Source organism: Oceanihabitans sp. IOP_32 (genome assembly GCF_009498295.1).
GTDB lineage: Bacteria > Bacteroidota > Bacteroidia > Flavobacteriales > Flavobacteriaceae > Wocania > Wocania indica.
The window spans coordinates 2,917,897-2,935,554 of sequence record NZ_CP040813.1; the positions used below are offsets into that span (position 1 = coordinate 2,917,897).

General features: G+C 33.5%; 15 protein-coding genes, 1 tRNA gene and 1 pseudogene. 7 read left to right on the forward strand and 10 right to left on the reverse strand.

Annotated elements, in window-relative coordinates:
* From FEZ18_RS12205 to FEZ18_RS12235, 7 genes are all read right to left on the reverse strand, one after another.
* Positions 1–1,116: an efflux RND transporter periplasmic adaptor subunit gene (locus tag FEZ18_RS12205; protein ID WP_153268574.1), complete on the reverse strand. Its 1,116-nt coding sequence runs from the start codon at positions 1,114–1,116 to the stop codon at positions 1–3.
* A 10-nt stretch (positions 1,117–1,126) separates the two neighbouring features.
* Positions 1,127–1,591 (reverse strand): MarR family winged helix-turn-helix transcriptional regulator, encoded by a 465-nt coding sequence (locus FEZ18_RS12210; protein ID WP_153268575.1) that lies wholly within the window; start codon positions 1,589–1,591, stop codon positions 1,127–1,129.
* Between the two features lie 436 nt (positions 1,592–2,027).
* The gene (locus FEZ18_RS12215; RefSeq protein ID WP_153268576.1) at positions 2,028–3,068 is read right to left on the reverse strand and encodes a hypothetical protein; all 1,041 of its coding nucleotides are present in this window, start codon (positions 3,066–3,068) and stop codon (positions 2,028–2,030) included.
* 10 nt (positions 3,069–3,078) lie between these two features.
* On the reverse strand, positions 3,079–4,086 hold the full coding sequence (locus FEZ18_RS12220; protein WP_153268577.1) for a hypothetical protein: 1,008 nt from the start codon (positions 4,084–4,086) through the stop codon (positions 3,079–3,081).
* A gap of 7 nt (positions 4,087–4,093) precedes the next feature.
* Positions 4,094–5,167, reverse strand: coding sequence for a hypothetical protein (locus FEZ18_RS12225; RefSeq protein WP_153268578.1), 1,074 nt, complete (start codon positions 5,165–5,167; stop codon positions 4,094–4,096).
* A 3-nt stretch (positions 5,168–5,170) separates the two neighbouring features.
* Complete coding sequence (locus FEZ18_RS12230; protein ID WP_153268579.1) at positions 5,171–6,211, reverse strand: hypothetical protein; 1,041 nt, start codon at positions 6,209–6,211, stop codon at positions 5,171–5,173.
* Between the two features lie 169 nt (positions 6,212–6,380).
* A complete protein-coding gene (locus FEZ18_RS12235; RefSeq protein WP_153268580.1) occupies positions 6,381–6,866 on the reverse strand; it encodes a hypothetical protein in 486 nt (161 codons plus the stop codon).
* A 329-nt stretch (positions 6,867–7,195) separates the two neighbouring features.
* Between FEZ18_RS12235 and FEZ18_RS12240 the strand changes: the two genes are divergently transcribed.
* Positions 7,196–8,944: a tetratricopeptide repeat protein gene (locus tag FEZ18_RS12240; protein ID WP_153268581.1), complete on the forward strand. Its 1,749-nt coding sequence runs from the start codon at positions 7,196–7,198 to the stop codon at positions 8,942–8,944.
* Positions 8,945–8,949: 5 nt separating this feature from the next.
* Complete coding sequence (locus FEZ18_RS12245; RefSeq protein ID WP_153268582.1) at positions 8,950–9,684, forward strand: LytR/AlgR family response regulator transcription factor; 735 nt, start codon at positions 8,950–8,952, stop codon at positions 9,682–9,684.
* A 39-nt stretch (positions 9,685–9,723) separates the two neighbouring features.
* Here the strand turns inward: FEZ18_RS12245 and FEZ18_RS12250 are convergent, their stop codons facing one another.
* A complete protein-coding gene (locus FEZ18_RS12250) occupies positions 9,724–11,796 on the reverse strand; it encodes a hypothetical protein (RefSeq protein ID WP_153268583.1) in 2,073 nt (690 codons plus the stop codon).
* Between the two features lie 620 nt (positions 11,797–12,416).
* Between FEZ18_RS12250 and FEZ18_RS12255 the strand changes: the two genes are divergently transcribed.
* The 4 genes from FEZ18_RS12255 (at position 12,417) to FEZ18_RS12270 (ending at position 13,984) form a co-directional block, all read left to right on the forward strand.
* Positions 12,417–12,490 (forward strand) — tRNA-Arg (locus tag FEZ18_RS12255).
* Between the two features lie 166 nt (positions 12,491–12,656).
* On the forward strand, positions 12,657–12,764 hold the full coding sequence (locus tag FEZ18_RS14735) for a hypothetical protein (protein ID WP_317164464.1): 108 nt from the start codon (positions 12,657–12,659) through the stop codon (positions 12,762–12,764).
* A gap of 142 nt (positions 12,765–12,906) precedes the next feature.
* Entirely contained in the window at positions 12,907–13,575 is a 669-nt protein-coding gene (locus tag FEZ18_RS12265; protein WP_153268584.1) for a hypothetical protein, read from the forward strand.
* Between the two features lie 7 nt (positions 13,576–13,582).
* A complete protein-coding gene (locus FEZ18_RS12270) occupies positions 13,583–13,984 on the forward strand; it encodes a hypothetical protein (RefSeq protein WP_153268585.1) in 402 nt (133 codons plus the stop codon).
* A 355-nt stretch (positions 13,985–14,339) separates the two neighbouring features.
* On the opposite strand, the pseudogene FEZ18_RS15000 reads toward FEZ18_RS12270, so the two are convergent.
* Together FEZ18_RS15000 and FEZ18_RS12280 are read right to left on the reverse strand one after the other, a co-directional pair.
* Positions 14,340–15,472, reverse strand: a pseudogene (locus FEZ18_RS15000) (IS91 family transposase).
* 2 nt (positions 15,473–15,474) lie between these two features.
* Positions 15,475–16,077 (reverse strand): tyrosine-type recombinase/integrase, encoded by a 603-nt coding sequence (locus FEZ18_RS12280; RefSeq protein ID WP_228122749.1) that lies wholly within the window; start codon positions 16,075–16,077, stop codon positions 15,475–15,477.
* Positions 16,078–16,617: 540 nt separating this feature from the next.
* Here FEZ18_RS12280 and FEZ18_RS12285 point away from each other — a divergent pair.
* Positions 16,618–17,514 (forward strand): hypothetical protein, encoded by an 897-nt coding sequence (locus FEZ18_RS12285; protein WP_153268586.1) that lies wholly within the window; start codon positions 16,618–16,620, stop codon positions 17,512–17,514.
* Positions 17,515–17,658 lie beyond the last annotated feature (144 nt).

Here is a 17,658-nt window from a genome sequence, read left to right on the forward strand (position 1 = left end):
TTATTGTTGGTCTTTAGAGATTTTTACTTGCATGCCATCGTATGCGCCAGGTATGGGTTTGGCTACTATTAAAGTGCCATTTTCTAAGCCTTTAACCACAGCGTTTTCTGCGGAAAAATAAACAGGATTAACATCTTTTAAATGTAAAACAGAGTCTCTTACAACGTACATTTGTTTATTGTCGACCAAAAGTTTTCTGGACACTTCAATGGCATCACTTTCACTTCTTGCAGTGAGGTAAGCCTCTAAATAAACCCCTTCTCTTAAGTCTGTATTAGCCAACTCAATGTATGCCTTAATGGTTTGGGATGTGGCGTCAACTTTAGCATTTATTCTGATGATTTTTCCAGTGTATTCCTTGGTTTTTTCTAGATTGTGAAGGGTTACAGTATTGCCTTTCTTCAACAAATCTGCAAACTCTGCATTTACAGAGACTTCCATTTCATAAACGCTAGGGTCGATAAACTCGCCCAATTTTTGTCCTGCTCGAACCAACGAGCCTGGTGTTACTAAAGCTTCGGTTAAAACGCCATTAAATGGTGCTTTTAAATTGTATTTACCCAATTTAACTTCCAGGTTTTTTACATTGTAATACGCGGTATTGATGCCTCTACCTGAAATGAAATACTTTTCCTTGTCGGAATTCATAAGGGGAAGTTCAGGCGTTGTTTTATTAATGTCGAAGTTACTTAAGTAAGCTTGCCATTTTTCAAACTCGTTAGGATAATCCAATCTAATATCTGGCATAATGGCTGTGATGCTATTATAAAAATTACTTTTCTGTGACAGAAGGTTTGCGTAAAACTCATCACTATTTATTCTTATAATATACTCTCCTTTTGAATAAGATGTACCTGCTTTAAAATCTTTAGTCGATGGTTTTAAAACACCTTGAACTTCGGCATATAAATCAATCTTATTTTTAGCAGTTAAGTTACCACTTGTTACGATTACAATAGGTATATCTTTGTTTTCTACTTCTTCAACAAAAACTTTTTTTACAATTTTATCGAATTTCGGTTTTGGCTGCTTTTTATTATCAATTAAATATTTAGCAACAAAAATTGTGATTATTAATAATACGACACCAAGTGCGATAGATAATATTTTTCTCATTTAGGGTTGGTTATAACGATTGAAGGTCTGAATTAAAATTATGTTGAATTTTCTTTAAAGTTTGGATTGTTTGTTCTTTTTCTTCATTAGAGATATTGTGCTCCATAATTTCCATCATTTCTTTAATAGCTGGTTTAGATTTCTCAAATATTTCTTTGCCAAAAGAGGTTAAATACACATGATTGATGCGCTTATCTTCCGTACATTGTTTTCGAATTACATAATCCTTATTTTCCATGTTAGCAAGTAACCGAGTTAGGGATGATTTGTTTCTAAGGATTAAGAATGCCAGTTCGTTTTGACTCAATCCATCTTGGTCATGCAGGCGTTTTAGAACAATCATTTGCTCTTTAGTTAAGTCAAGACCGTGTGTGTTGAATTTTTCTTGTAGATGATATTCCAGCAGCTTTATAGTGCTACCTAACCAAGGGCCAATAGAGTTTTCAAAATCAATAACGATCTTTTTTGGTTTCATTTTGTAAATGTAAAACAAAATAATGATTAGTTGCAGACGCAACTATTTTTTTATGTTTTGTAATTTTTTGATTCAAACAACAAGCGTTTACATGGCTTAAACTTAATTGTTTCTTTTGGTTTAACGTCGATTTAGCCTGATAAAATAACGAATTTGAAGTTACAAATCCAAAATATTTCCCGCTGAAATATTGGTGTTTACACCCAGATTTATCAAGTTTTTTGTATCAAGTATAGTAGGAGCTAAGGTGGTAAATTATCTTGAAGTACTTCTTATTAGCAACAAGATTGCGAAAGAAAATGATTAAGCTTAAAACTAAATGATTATCTCATTAAGGATGTAAACCGATAATATGATTAGATTTAATGTGATTATATTTTATGGAAGACCGGCTTGTTTAGATGGTGAGATTTCTGATAGAAATATTGGTTTTTCATTATTCACTATAGGTAGGATTAAGTAAAGATATTTCTCCAATTTTTTCTGTCAATTCGATATTTTTAAAGAATTCTATTATGGGGTCTTCAAATTGATACGTAAAGTTAGGACTAGCAAAAGTTACATTATCTGTGTTTAATTCTTTAAAAACAATACGAACTTTTATAGCAGAATAAATATATTCGGACGACCTTTTGTCTGAGAAACTTACAACTCTAGTATTCAAAAAATCTTCAGCGTTTTCTGCTGTCATAGGTAGTAGTATTTTTGGAAATGTGGTTGAAATACTGTTTAAGTATTCATTCTCAAAAGATTCTTCGGGTAGGAATTCTTGGAAAAACAATTCGTCTAAAGGATTTAAACCAAAATATTCTTTATTATGTGGGGGTAATGTTACCCAAAAACCACTTTTATCGAAATCGTATGTTCCAAATTTGTGCCGTGTAACGTAATAGCCCGTTTCGTTATTATCTTTAAAAAAAGTACCACTCCATTTTTTTAGGTCTTCTAAGTGCGCAGAAACAAAAGAGGTATATATTTCTTGGGCTGTAAATTCATCTCTAATATTCCAAAAATAATTGGGTTTTGAGTCTTTGGAAACCAGTAATCTAGTTAATTTTAATAAATGTATTTGAGCGGCAGAGGAGTGCAGGGCTTTTTTATCATCTCTATTTTCGCGAGAGATTTGGGTTAAATATGTTTTATCAATATCCTTAAAATAACTTGCCATAAACTTCATTTTAATCATATTGCTGTAATTTAAAAAACCTTCTTTTATTAAGGTGTTTTTTGGTCTATGCATATCTAAACTACCATATTTATTTGTAAACTGATATTTATTATGTGCACCAAACCGAGGTAAGCCTTTATGAGCTTGAATGTGTATAGATTTAAATTTGTTTACGGGCGACTTGATTGTAATTACATCGGTCATGTCTATAGCTTCTTCGCCACCTTCTTGAGCGACAGTGTTTTGTGTTGATAATAAAAATAACACGCTAATTATGAGTGAGTAAACGAAATGGTTTTTATGGTGCATCTTGTTAGTTCTATTTAGTGATTATATTATCTAAAGAGATTTCTCCTATTTTTTGAGTTAAAGTTTTGTCTTTATAAACTTCAATTGTTCTATTTTCTAGTGAAAAAGATAGTTTTGGCCTGTTGTTTTTGGCATCTTCGGAAGCTTTTATTTTTACTTTATAAACTAAAAAAATTGGACTCCCTTTTTGAAGCTTTAGTGTTTTTGCTTTTTCAACGTCCATTGGTAAAAAAATACCACTTGTACTATATTTTAATTTTTTTTCATTTTCATCAAATGCTTCAAACCAAGACGCGTCTATAAATTGTTTTCCGTTCAAATGATTAAAAATATAATAACCTTTTTTCTGAAAATTATAAGGATTTTGACCAAATTGAGCTCTTATACCTGCTTTACTCACATAATAGGCGATAAGCTCGTCGTTAGGAAAAAAGGTTTTGCTCCAGTTTAGTAGTTCGTCCAAATGGTTTTTTGTAAAACTGGTATAGCTGCGGTGTTGTTTAAATTCGTTTACATTAATATGACGTACACTTCCCCAATAAGAGGGCGTTTGTCGCATGCCATACTTGCCTACAGCGTAAGAACAATTCGTGTCTGATTCGTCGCAAAAATAAGTCTCTAAAACTTCTTCGGAACCTACTAAACCCAAGAGTTTCAGCAAATGTCTTTGTGCTAAAATGGAATTTTTTAGTTTTTTATCGGCAACTTGAGAACGCTCGGTTTTTGAGAGTTTGTTTTTATCCATATCGGCATAAATAGCCGACATATATTTCATGTTCACCAGTTCTTCAAAAGCCTTTTGAGTGCTTAATTCTTTATTTATCTTACTAAAAAGCAGATTTCCAAACCTAGGTAAACCTTTATGCGCTTCTATTTCTACATCAATAAAATGAGGAGAAGGCGCTTTAAATGTTATGTAGCCACTTGTGGCGTTATTAGATTGCGCATTTAGTTGTATTGTTATCATCCAAAACGCACAGAATGTTAAAGATTTTAAGATGTTATTATAAAGTTTCATAGTGTAATTATTTAACCGTTAAGTTTTCGTCTATCGAAATTTCACCTATTTTAGTTTTTAAATCTTCGGTGTTGTACAATTCTATGATTGAATCATCTAAAGAAAAAGACGATTTAATGCCCGTTCTGTATGGGTCTATACCCTTTAGTAACACCTTTATTTTAAAAACCATATAAATCATCTTTGTTTTTTCAGAAAATTGTTCGGCGATGTGTGCTGGCATTTTATATAGAATAGATGAGGTATTCGAACTTGTTAGTTTTCGCTCGTAAGCTGTTTTAGGTATTAAATTGTAAAACCGAATAAAGAACCAACTACTTCGGCTGCTATGTAAACTTAACCAAAAGCCCTTGTTTTTAAAATCGTAAGTGCCAAGTCTAGATGTTAAAACCATATAAGCATCTATGGTATTATCTGTAAATAAACTAGCACTCCAATTTTGTAATGTTTCAAGATGTTGCGATACATAACTGGTATAGCTATTTAATTTTTTAAACTCGTTTGCACCTGAACCTCCCCAAGGTAATATATGGCGAGCTACTCTGTAATAATTTTCAGATGTGTAATTACAATCGTTTGTTTTAGGATTGCAAAAATATTTGTTAATAAGCTTTACACTGCTTATCGCATTTGCAAGTTTTAGCAATTGGTTTTGTGCTTGTAAGGAGTTTTTTTCGTTTTTATACATACTACTAGCTTGCACAGTGAAAGATTTTTTGTCTAAATCTTTGTAGGTTTCTGCCATGTATTTCATGAGCAATAGTTGCGTAAAAGCTAGCCTACTTTCAGATAGCTTCGCATTTTTTATATCTATACCTTTTGCTTGTACTACTTTATGGCTTAAATGGCTGCCGTCTGGGAGTAGGGCGTAACTGTTTTGATTTCCAAACCTTAAAAGTCCATGGTGCGTTTGTAAAATAAGCGGTATAAAGTTTTGAGAGGGCGACTCAAATGTTTTTGTATCGTGATAACCTATGGTCTTTATGGAGTCTTTTATAGGTTTAATTTGAGCATTTACTAAACCGTAAAATAAGACAAATTGTATCACAAATATTACTTTTATTCTTTTTGTGTTTAACATAATTTAATCTTCCGTTATTATTTTTTTTAAAGATAATTCGGCAACTTTTTCAGTTAAAGCGAGATCTTTGTAGAGGGTTATAATCGGACTTTCAAAATGATGTTCAAATTCTGGGATTTCTGGTGTTTTATTGCTTTTGTCTTCCGTAAAGGCTCTAAGGGTTACTTTTACTTTAGCAGTTGCATATAAAGGGTTAGGTGATGCCGTTCCTCTTTTAAATTTGGTGGGTTGTTGCAGCTTTTCGGCTTCTTCAGGTGAAATTTTAAATAAAATTTTTAAAGATGGAGTACTACTAGATCTGCTTTTTTCTCCCATTGAAAAGCTTTCGTAGCTATTTTTGGGAACATGATTTTTAAAGAAATTATACTGGGTTGAAAAGCGTGTATTGCGTTCGCGTATAGATGCGATTGGAATTTGTATCCAATATCCTTTTTTATCAAAATCGTAATTTCTCAGTCTAACTGTATGAACCCAATAAGCCGAAAAAGCGTTGTTTTTAAGTATGGTGTTGCTCCATGTTAGAAGTCCGTCAAGATTGTTATTTACAAAGGTTTTATAATTTCTTCTTCTTTCAAATTCGTTCTCACCCGCATTTATATTTCCAGCAATGTCAGTACAAACAGTATTGGTAAGTTTATAAAATTGCTGTTGAGCCTTATACGAGTTTTCCTCTTTTTTGTTTGTACCACTAGGCCTAGTTGAAGCGCGTACCTCTCTATTAAAATCGTTGTACATGGCTTTCATATAATCCATTTGAATTAGGTTTAAGAAATTCATATCGCCTGCAATGATTAACTCATATTTCTCTTTTAAATCAAGATTTCGACTTGCATTTGATGCTATATAGGTGTTTAAAACACCAAACCGCGGTATGCCATTATGACTTTGTAATACAATATCTTTATAGTTTTTAGAAGGAGATTTTATGATAAAAATATCATTGGTATCGAAATTATAAGTATTGCTTTGTGCGTATGCAGTAGTATGTAAAAGTAATATAAAGAGTATGGAATAAATTGTTTTGGCTTTGCTGTAATTACTCATAAGGTTGGTTTTAAGTCATTTAAGTTAGACAATATATGCTGCGTTTATAAACTATGGCAAATGCTTATTAAATTGGCAACTAGAAAGGCAAACCGCTATAAATGTGATTTCTAGCTACCACATTACGTTCGTTTTTGCTTTTTAATAAGGCCGAGTTTAATGCCTTAAATTAATTATTATCAGGTTTGGGCTCTGCGTTTTTTAAAGTAATAGACATACTGTGTTCTTCAATCGCTAAAACCTTAAATTTACTTTTAGTTTTTACGGGGAGGTTTTGCCAAAGCTCATCAGCACTTTTTTTAAATTCAACTAAAAAGGTAGCTGTATTATTTTTAAATTTTTTAGTGACACCTTTTACACTCTTTGTAGATTTTATGGCATTTTTCAACATTTCTAACGAAGAATTGCCATATTCAACATCAGTGATATTAATGTTTATGGTTTGTTTGGTCTTTTCTTTTTTAGATTTAAAAATGGACCCAATATCTTTTATAGTCTGCTTTGTCGTACTTAACGCCTCTTTGGTCTCAGTATTGGTTTTTTTAACTTTATCTGTTGTTTTAGAAATTTCACTTTCATCACTTTTATGTTGAGAGAGTGCCACATTAAAACATAAAATCAAAAGGATACAAGGGAGGGATTTTAAAGTTTTCATAGCTGAGATTTTAAAAATTAGTTTCCTTAATTTAATTATATTATTTTAAAATTCTTTTTTAGAATTGGTACGCGGTAAGTTTCAGTTTATATTCGGTAAAATAAGAAGAGCCTTCTTGTCGTAAATTGGTGATTAGACTAGAATAATTGACCATTAAACAATTATTTAACTTTATGTAGTCGTTTTTAAAAGCTTTTTTATAAATTACCTTGAGATGTTAATACACTGGTGTGTTTTGATGCATTCTTTTCTAAAAAAATATGCTAAAAAATTGCTTTAATGTATAACTATAGGGCTCATTCTATTAGAGCGTAAAAAACTGAGATTAAATGAGGATTTTAAATATAGTATTCGTTTTCTTTTTTTCTTTTCAATTTACTCTAGCGCAAGAAAAAGATTCTATAGCCATGCATCTAATGAGTTATGCTTCTTTAGATACGATAAGGAGTGAGCAACTCATTGAAGCCTCAAATTATTTTACTTATAGCAACCCAAAAAGAGCCTTAGACTATATTAATGAAGGATTGATTATTGCAAAAGAACAAAATTGGAAAAAAGGAGAGGCCTTGGCATTAAACCAAAAAGGAACTATCTATTATACCATGGCAAATAATCTAAAAGCATTAGATTATTTTTTAGAAGCCTTAGATGCATCAGAACAAATAAACAATCAAACCTTAACAATTAATGTCTATAATAATTTAGCTAATATTTATGCCGATATGAAAGACTTTGATAAGGCGCTAGAGAATTATAACAAGTGTTTAAACATTGCGACTCGGGCGCAGGACACCATCAATCAAATAAGGGCATTCAATAATATGGGTAATGTGTATAGTGAAACACAGCGTGTTGATAAATCGCTAACTTATTTTAATGAAGCTTTATTTTTAGCCCAGGCGTTAGATCATCCTTTTTTTGTGGCAGCCATTACAAATAATAAGGGACTCGCCTACAAAAGAAAAGCAGACTATAAAAATGCATTAAAATATTACGATGAGGCCTTAAGGCGTTCTCGAAAAATAAATAATAAATATATAGAAGCGACCGCATTAAACAGTTTGGGTAAAGTATCTATACTTCAACAAGAATTTAGCCAAGCCAAAATATATGCCAACAAAGCGCTGCAGGTTTCTAGAGCGATTGATGCTGTAGAATGGCAAGCAGATTCATGGCTAGTGTTAAATCAAGTTTATGAAAATGAGGGAAAGTATAACCAATCTTTATCGGCTTATAAAAATTATATAACATTAAGGGACAGCGTTTATAGTGAAGAAAAAAGTGCAGAACTTACTAAGAAAGACATGCAATACCAGCTTGACAAACAAGAAACGACAGCACTAGCAGAAATAAAACACCAAACTTTTATAAAAAACACGGCCATCGGTACTGGAGGAGTTGTATTGCTTTTTTTAGTTGGTGGTTATTTTTTGTACAATCGCAAACGCGATGCAGAGTTTAAAACAAAAATGGCGGAAACCGAACTAAAAGCATTGTGTTCTCAAATGAATCCGCATTTTATATTTAATGCCTTAAACTCTATAAGTCATTATTTACAAACTAATAATGTAGAAAAGGCAGATGCGTATTTAGCCAAATTCTCGACATTAACACGCGCTATTTTAGAAAATTCTGAAAAAAAATGGATTCCGATTTGTGAGGACTTAGAGCTCTTAAAATTATATATCGACATAGAATCATTACGTTTAAAAAACAAATTATGGTATCACATCTTAATTGACGAAAATATTGATATTGAGAACACTTTAATTCCGCCATTAATTTTGCAGCCTTTTATCGAAAACAGTATTTGGCATGGTATTTCAAATAAAGACGGTGATGGTTCAATTGTAATTGAAATTAAAAGTACTGGTAAAAAATTAATTTGTGCTGTTGAAGATGATGGTGCTGGTAGATCTCATAGTATTAAAAACTCTAATTCTATGGGAATAAAAATCACCAATCAAAGGCTGGACATTATCAATCAAATTAAACAGGTAAAAGGAACTATACGTTTTATTGATAAGAAACAAGGTTTGCGTGTTGAGCTTTCCTTGCCACTCGAGCTTAAATTTTAAACGGTATGATAAAAGCAATATTAGTAGATGATGAAAAGCATTGTACAGACAGGTTGCAGCATTTGCTTTTAAAACATTCGGATATTATTCATGTTATCGCTGTTTGCCACAACATAGAAGCTGCTAAAACGAACATTGAAAAATTAAATCCAGATTTAGTTTTTCTAGATATTCAATTAAATGAAAACACAGCCTTTGCGTTGTTAAAGCGTATTAAAGCGATAAAATTTCAAATTATATTTACGACTGCTTACAATAAATATGCAATCGAGGCCATTAAGTTTAGCGCCTTCGATTATTTATTAAAACCCATTAACAATGAGGAGTTAAAGCTCACTTTAACGAGATTAAAAAACATGACACTCCCAAACTTAAAGCTTGATGCTTTATTTTATAATACAGCTCATAGCGAAGAAAAAAAAATAATAATTGCTACTGAAAAAGAGACATTCTTTTTAAAAATTTCTGAAATTATCCGTTGTAAGGCCGAAGGAAGCTACACCTCAATTTTCGTGGCGTCGGGAAACCGTATTCTGGCATCAAAAACATTAAAGTATTTTGATGAATTATTAAGTTCGTATACCTTTTTTAGATCACACCAATCTCACTTAATAAATTTAAAATTTATAGCTAAGTACGTGAAGGGGACTAAGGCTTACCTCATTATGAGCGATAGGAGTGAAGTCCCTCTTGCAAAACGACGCAAAAACGATTTTTTAGATAAATTAAATGATTTTTAAAATATTTGTGCCCTAGCAGTAACTAGAGCTGTTGTTTTATTACTTTAATAAATCAGGATTGTCAAGAATTAGCTCTATCTTTTTTATAATTACAGTAATCTGGTTCATCTGTGTTTCAATATTTCTAAAATAGAGGCTAATATCGCGATTAACCCAACTTTCAGAAATAACTCTAGCGCCCAAACTTATTCTTAAAATAGCACTCTGTATATCATTACCATACTTGACATTAACGGCTTGGCCGATATGGCATTTCTGTGCTGCAAGTCTTATAGTTTCAAGCGGTGAGCCTTCAAATTTATCAGATAAATCAGAATTTAAGAGGGTATAGAGCTTTTTTACCTGTTCAACTGATAGTACTGTATTATCTTTAAGGATAAAAAACGGAAAAATCGTTCGAATATTTCTAAGACCTAATTCTTGGTTGTTAAAAGCATTACTTTTCTTCTCCTTTCCAAAAAGAGGCTCTAAAAAGGAGGCTTCGTTTATGGAGTCTTCAACAAAATTACAGAACATCTCAATACCTAAATTTCTGTACAAAATAGGCGTCTTAAAGTATCTAGTCATTTCAACTATGGCTGCATTCCAGCGCATGTATGATCCGAAATTAAAGCCTTCAGATAATTGTTTTGAGCAATACCAAGATGAAGGCCAATCAGAATAATTATAATAGGTATTTAAACCCTCGGGTAAGGTGTTTTTAACCATGTTAATGGATTCACTAACGCTTTTAGGAACTATTAAAGCTCCAGAATAAGCAGGTCCAGTAAAGTATTTACTACCAGTAATACTTACTATATAGTCTTTGCTTAAATAGTCTTTTAAATCTTTAGGATCTAGTCTAAGTTGTGCACTGTCTATAACGATTTGTATCGATAAATCATCGATTGTTTTTAGCTTTTGAATCATATCCTGACTAGGGGATTGACAACCTAGTTTAGATTGATCCATGACGTGCAATACAATGTGTTTGCCTAACGCCGTATTTTTAGAAACGGCATGATAAACTTCGTCGTCTAACTGCGACGCCGATTTTAATTTACCTTGATGATCTCTAAGAGGAATTTTAACTAAATCTACAGCTCTAAATCCTTCAATGTTATCACCTTTTTTCACCTTAAAGTTTAAGGCTGTGGTGTTTTCAAAATGCTCTCCTTTTAGCGCTGCTGGCACTCCACTGCCGGTCTCGTCTGAAGCTACTAAAATATGTGTTATTTCTTTTTTTGAAACAACCTGTGTTAATGCTGCAATTTGAAGTGAAGAGTCTGTTCCCGAAGGTGAAAAAATTATTTCATATTCCTGACTTAAGCTCAGTGCTTTTCGAAGATTGTTTTTTAGAGATTCCGAAAATTCTTGAGTGGCTTCTTTTAATCCTTTTTTTAAACTGTTTTGAATTAATATGGTTCTGGCTTTGTCTGTTTTGTCGAAAGCAAAATTAGATACACTGCTTGCCGTTGAAGATGCAAATGTAAAGGCTTCCGGTCTTGGGAATGGTCTGCAACCATATTTGTTAAGTAGTTGAATTTCGTCAATATTTAAACGAAGATCTCCACCAGACATTAATAAGTATTCGGTTGGTTTTGCTAGGTTTTCAAGAATTGGTTTCCAATCGTTATTAATTATTAATTTTGTATTGTTTGATCCATGAAAAGATTGAAGCTGCTCATATTCTTCTGTGTTTTCAGCACTTAAATCGGTATCTGTTTTTATAAGGTTGATTAAGAAATTATCTAGATTTTCTAATTTTTCCTTATCTTCTTTGGGGAGTAATTTATAAAATATTTGAGTCACTTTTAATGCGGCCAAATCACAAAGAGCAGTACCCGATTTGTCTTTACCCAAAGCTTTATACCATAATTGCCATTCTATACCATACCTAAGATATGTTAAAGCTAAAACAGGCGATTCTAAAAAAGAGGAACCAATGGTTATGGATTTGTTCGGGATTATTTTAAACAAATCAGGTTTACCACTAGAAGTAATGATAGTTATATTGTTTATTTTCGGTACGGTGTTAAATCTTTTTAAAACTCTAACCAGATAATTCACGTTTTCTTTTTCAAATAAATCGTTTCTTTTATATTGATTTTCAATTAGTGCATTATTTTTCATGTGCGCTTTAATTAGAATTAACAACCTGGATTGTCAACGTAAAATTTTATAGAATTAAATAATTATTTCAATTTGCAAAAGTATATATTTTTTGCTTATTATCTGCCCTTTATAGCGGGCATATAATTCAATTATGGAAACCTAATGAATTATTTTCGAAACACGGTATAATTTTCAAATAAAACATAGTTGTATGTTGACAGTATTATTTTAACAGAACCTTAATTTGATGATTTGTTTTTTCTTTTCAGGACGTACCTATGAAGCTGAAATAATTTATTTTCCGAACTAGCTTTTAGCCTTATTTTACTGGTTAATCGGATTTTTTATGAGTTTTTAACGAATTAATGAGCACATGGTTTTTTCTAAAAAAAACTTAAATTTTAGATTATTTGATTTTCAGTTGTTTAAGTTTGAAAACGGAATTGTTATCAAAAAAAAATAAAATTAAAGTGAAATTTATCTTGTGTAATAGTGAATAGCATATTATATTTGCCGAACCTTAAAAAAAGGTAAATAATAAAGTTCTAGTATCTCAAGTTAGAGTCATTTATTTTTATAACAGCTTGTAGATAGTTAAAATATATAAGATTTTGTTTTCGTAGAAACATTAAAACTACGGGCTCGTAGCTCAGCTGGATAGAGCACCTCCCTTCTAAGGAGGCGGTCATAGGTTCGAATCCTATCGGGCTCACTTAAAGCTTCACTCTTGTAGTGGAGCTTTTTTGTTTTTTATATGTTTGTTTTAATACTATTTAATGAATACTGAAGTTTTAGAGGATCAAGTCCAAAAGTTGTGTTTTAAATATTATTTCTAGAGCAGCAAAGAGAGCAGGTACTTTACAAAAGGTACACCACATATCTTAAGACACAGTTTCGCGACCCATTTACTAGAAAATGGCACAGACATCAGGCACATACAATTATTATTTAGGAGATACTTAGACCAAAACTACCGAAATATATAGGCATGTAGCGCGAAACTCTTTTATGAACATAAAAGTTTTATTATCTTAGAGCACATAAGTTGGATATAGACAATTGTCTATATCTCGTTGTTGGCTGTAATTTGAGAAATGAACATAAAATAAATAATTAAATAAATTTAAAATGAAAAAAGTCTTATTTTTAATTTCCTTGACATTAGTATCTTGTGGAGCAACAATGAATTCTGTGCTTCCTGAAAGATTAACTGAAAATGATGTAATTCTAGAAAAAGAATACACAAAAGAAATTGGTAGTCCATTAGTTACAAAAGGAGATTTCCTGCAACAAAAGGCTTTAAAAATTACTAATATGAAATCATTTAATATTAGTATGATGAAATTTCCTTACTCAATAGGTGAAAAACTTCCTCTTAATGGACAAAATAATTCATATTTTTTCTATTATGACAAAAATAAATCCAGAGATAATACTTATCAGATTGGAATTTCTGAAAATAAAAAGACTGGAGAATTTAAGTCATTTGTAAATTCTTATTCAGGTGGCTTTTACACAAAAGATATTCCTGAATTTGAATATCAGATAACACAATTTACACCTGATGATTGTGATAATTGCTTTAAACAAGAATTTATTTACAATGGTAGAGTTAATAACGATTTGAAATTTGTTTACCGTGAATATGTCGATAATTTAGCTCGTTCTAGTTTCACTCAGGAATTACAATATGACATTAACGATAGCAACGTAATTGGATTTAAAGGTCTAAGAATTGAAGTTCTTAATACAACAAACACATCAATAACCTATAAGGTATTAAGTCCATTTGAATAAAAATATTATGAAATTAAAAGGTTATCAATACAATACAAACGGAAAAACAAAACACGAACAATACCTTGATTGTACTTTAACCATTAAAAATAAAAACATAGTCAAAATTAAAATTGGTGATTTTATTGAACTTTATCCTAAAGAATATCATTCTGAATCATCAAATGTCATTGAACTAAATAAGTCTCATAGACCTAAAACCGATTTACCAAAAAACTGCAATTATTTCATAAAATATAAACATAAAGACAAATTAGAAAGCATTTATTTAAACATTAATTATTTAAAATATTTGCGCCTAAAATGGGAAATGAAAATGTTTTTAATTCAATCAAAAGACTTTATTTTAATTTTAATTTCAGCCATTATTGGTGGTGTCATAACTTATTTACTGACACCAAAATGTTAAGAATCCGAACAAAAAAACCTAAATGAATAAATTATAATTTTGACTAAATTTTACGAATTAAATAAAAAAAACTACAGCCAATAACTAAGCATTCGTGTGGTCGGTACGACCCAACATGAATGCCGTGTTGACTGAACCGGTGTTTGTCGGTTCGCCCTTATGGGGAATGGTCTGTTTTGGATTGGATTTTTAGGAGTTGGTTTTTTCTGTTTTTGGGAGTTTTGGCCTCCCTTTCTTTGGAATATTAAAAGAACATGGCAGATTTAGGACTTACTTTTCCTTGTTCATTACTGTTTTGATGTGTTTTCTTCAGTTTTGGCCATAGCAGTCCCGTTACGTCGGTTTTGCGTTTTTTTCATATTGGTCTGTTTAGGTGTTTCTCGATCTGTTCGCGCCAACCATTCGGTGGTCCACGAGCGGGGAAGGTTGCAATGGTAACCAGGTTTCCTTTTTTACAGCTGGGACACTTGCGGTGCTTTAAAGGTACTTTTTCCGCTAGTTCTGGCCTACCCAGATCTTTTTGTAGTTCTGGGATTAAGGTTCTTTTATAATAGCTGCTCAAGATACCATAGTGCCGGATGCGGGTAAACCCTTTGGGCAGGATATGCAATGAAAAACGCCTGATGAACTCGGCATCGGATAGTGCAAGTACCGACTTCTTACCCCCTTGGCGATAATCCTTTACCATAAACCGTACGTTTCCACTTTCAAGACTTTTTATACGATGGTTGCTTATCGCAATTTTATGGGTATAGCGCCCTAGATATTCCACTACCTGTGAAGGCCCAAAGAATGGGCGTTTGCAATAGACCACCCACTGGTTTTGAACAGGCTTTCGTAAAATGAAGCGGGTTGTGATTTTCCAAGCTCTTTGCGCAGCCCAGCAACAAACCGAGCCCTAAAAACTATGCTCATCGCCTTTACCGGAAACAGGTACTTTCCCTTGCTCTTGGTGTTCTTCCATTTGCCAGTCTTGGTAATCCCACCTCCCGGGACAATGCAGTGCAGGTGTGGGTGCAACGAGAGGTTCTGCCCCCAAGTGTGCAGTATAGCGACCATTCCCATCCTGCCACCCAAGAACTTGGGATTAGCGCCAAAATCCTTAACGATGCCCCAGGCCGTTGTGAACAAAAGGTTGTACACCAATTTTGGCTCGTACAGAGATAACCTGTTCAGCTCACAGGGCAGGGTAAAGACCACGTGGAAGTAAGAAACCTTTAATAAATCTGCCTCCCTTGCCTGGATCCATGCTTCCTTCTTGTGTCCCTGGCACTTGGGGCAATGACGGTTACGGCAACTGTTGTAGCTAAGATGGAGCTTATAACAGGCAGGATTATTACAACAATCAATGTGGCCGCCAAGGGCCGCGGTGCGGCACTTGCGCAGGGCATGCAGGGTGCGGACTTGCCAACTGTTGGCACAATGATTGGCAAGGTGCTCCCTGTTGCGCTCCAATACGTGCGCTACTTCATGATCGGGACAGCACATCCCTATTGACCATAAAGCCTATCCAGCGGACTGAACGGCTTTTGCCTACCTGATTGTGCCACATGGAGGTAGATAAGAGTGGTCTGAATATCTGCGTGTCCCAAGAGGTCCTTCACGCTCATAATGTCCAGACCCATTTCCAAAAGATGGGTGGCATAGCTATGGCGCAGGATATGGGCGGTAATCTCCTTTGTAATACCGCTTTGCTTGCGGGCCTCACGCACGATCCACTGTATCCCTTGCGAGGAAAGCTGCGCCGGACTGCCTGTTCTATCATTGCCGGTAAAGCACCAAGTGACCGGATTCTCTGCCTGTAGGTACTTCTTAAGGCCACGGATCTGTATCTCGGATAAGGGAACATAGCGATCCTTGCGCCCCTTGCCCTGGCGCACGTGCAGCAACTTCCTGTCAAAATCTAGATCCCTGCGTTGTAGGTTGCGAAGTTCAAAATTGCGGAGCCCACAGCCATAGAGCATGGCAAGTACCAATCGGTGCTTGAGCAGTCTTGGAGTGCGAAGCAGTTTTTTTACCTCCCTTTGGTTTAATACCACGGGGAGCTTCTTGGGGCGTTCAATAGAAGGAAGTATGACCCGCATTTCTTTCATCCCAAAGATGCGATAAGCATAGCGAAGCCCATAAACAGTGTGCTTGAAAAAACTATCTGAGGGGGTCTTATGTTGTGACTTTAAAACGTGTAGATAATCTAAGATCTGTTCCTCATCGAGCTCAAGCGGACTACAGTTAAAATGGAGTGCGATGTGCGCCAGACAGCGAGCATAGTTGGTAAGTGTGCTCTGGCTTTTACCAGCGAGCTCAACGGAGCGCTTGAGTTTGTGGTAGAGTATTGCAAACTCTGGAACGGAAATAATGGCTCTTTCAATGAGAGTGTCATTTTTTTTTCATAATATTGAGTATTAGATTAAACCTTGATCCTAAAGGTAGTGAATCGTGATGTAACTGTCTCGTGAAGCTACCTTTAGGTTTAGTTCAACAATGGCTATAAGTAATTGCTTGTTCTCGTCTACTTCTGAAAATCCTCGCGGATTTTCAGTTTGGTGTGTACTTGCAAGGTTAAGTGCTAACCCACGCAACTACTCATAGCCGAGACCGTTGTGCCCAATTTAAGAAACAGAAAACTATAGACTATGCCATTTCAAACAGGAGCAGCAATGGTTGGAGGAAATTTAGACGATGAAATCCAACAAAAAATAAATAAAATCTTAAGCCTTTTAGATAAAGAAATAAGAGAACAATCAAGAACAAAAGGTATTAAACCCAAATTTGTAAAGCTCTTACATCCATTAAATTATGCTGTCATTGCTACAACAAATGAAATTCATATAGTAGCAACGAATCAGAATGTAGGCGGAATGCCAAACATACAATTCATAGATTTACAAGACAAGCCTTTAAACTTGCAAACTGCGATATATTTAGCAGAAAGAGATTTAATGTATATAAATCCTTTTGGCTTTTCTTTTCCAAAACAGTTTTTAGAATTATCAGAACCAGAGAAAGAGCAAAAGGCTAAAGAAATTACAGAAAAATATCTAGAAGACGAAATACTAACAATCGAAAAATTAAACAGAATGGTTAGAATAAACCCAATTTTTCAAGGGAGAGATTTTATGATAAACGATAAGTTAGTTTTTATGTTATCGCCTTTTAGTGAACCATATAATACAATTTATGATGACCATATTAAACCAACAGTTGAGAAAATAGACAGTTTAAAATGTTTTAGAGCAGACAACATATATGATAATAAACCTATAATCGAAGATATTTGGAAAAGCATCAATGAAGCTTCAATCATTATATCAGAATTGACAGGTAGAAATCCAAATGTTTTTTATGAAACTGGAATTGCTCATACAGTTGGTAAAGAAGTAATTTTAATTACACAAAATATTGACGATGTTCCATTCGATTTACGTCATTTAAGATGTATAGTTTATGAGTATACACCACGTGGAATAGAACTGCTTGAAACTAATTTATCGAATACTATAGAAAGTATTAGAAAAAGAATAAATAAATAAAAACTGGGCACAATAACTAAGCATTCGTGTGGTCGGTACGACCCAACATGAATGCCGTGTTGACTGAACCGGTGTTTGTCGGTTCGCCCTTATGGGGAATGGTCTGTTTTGGATTGGATTTTTAGGAGTTGTGTTTTTTCTGTT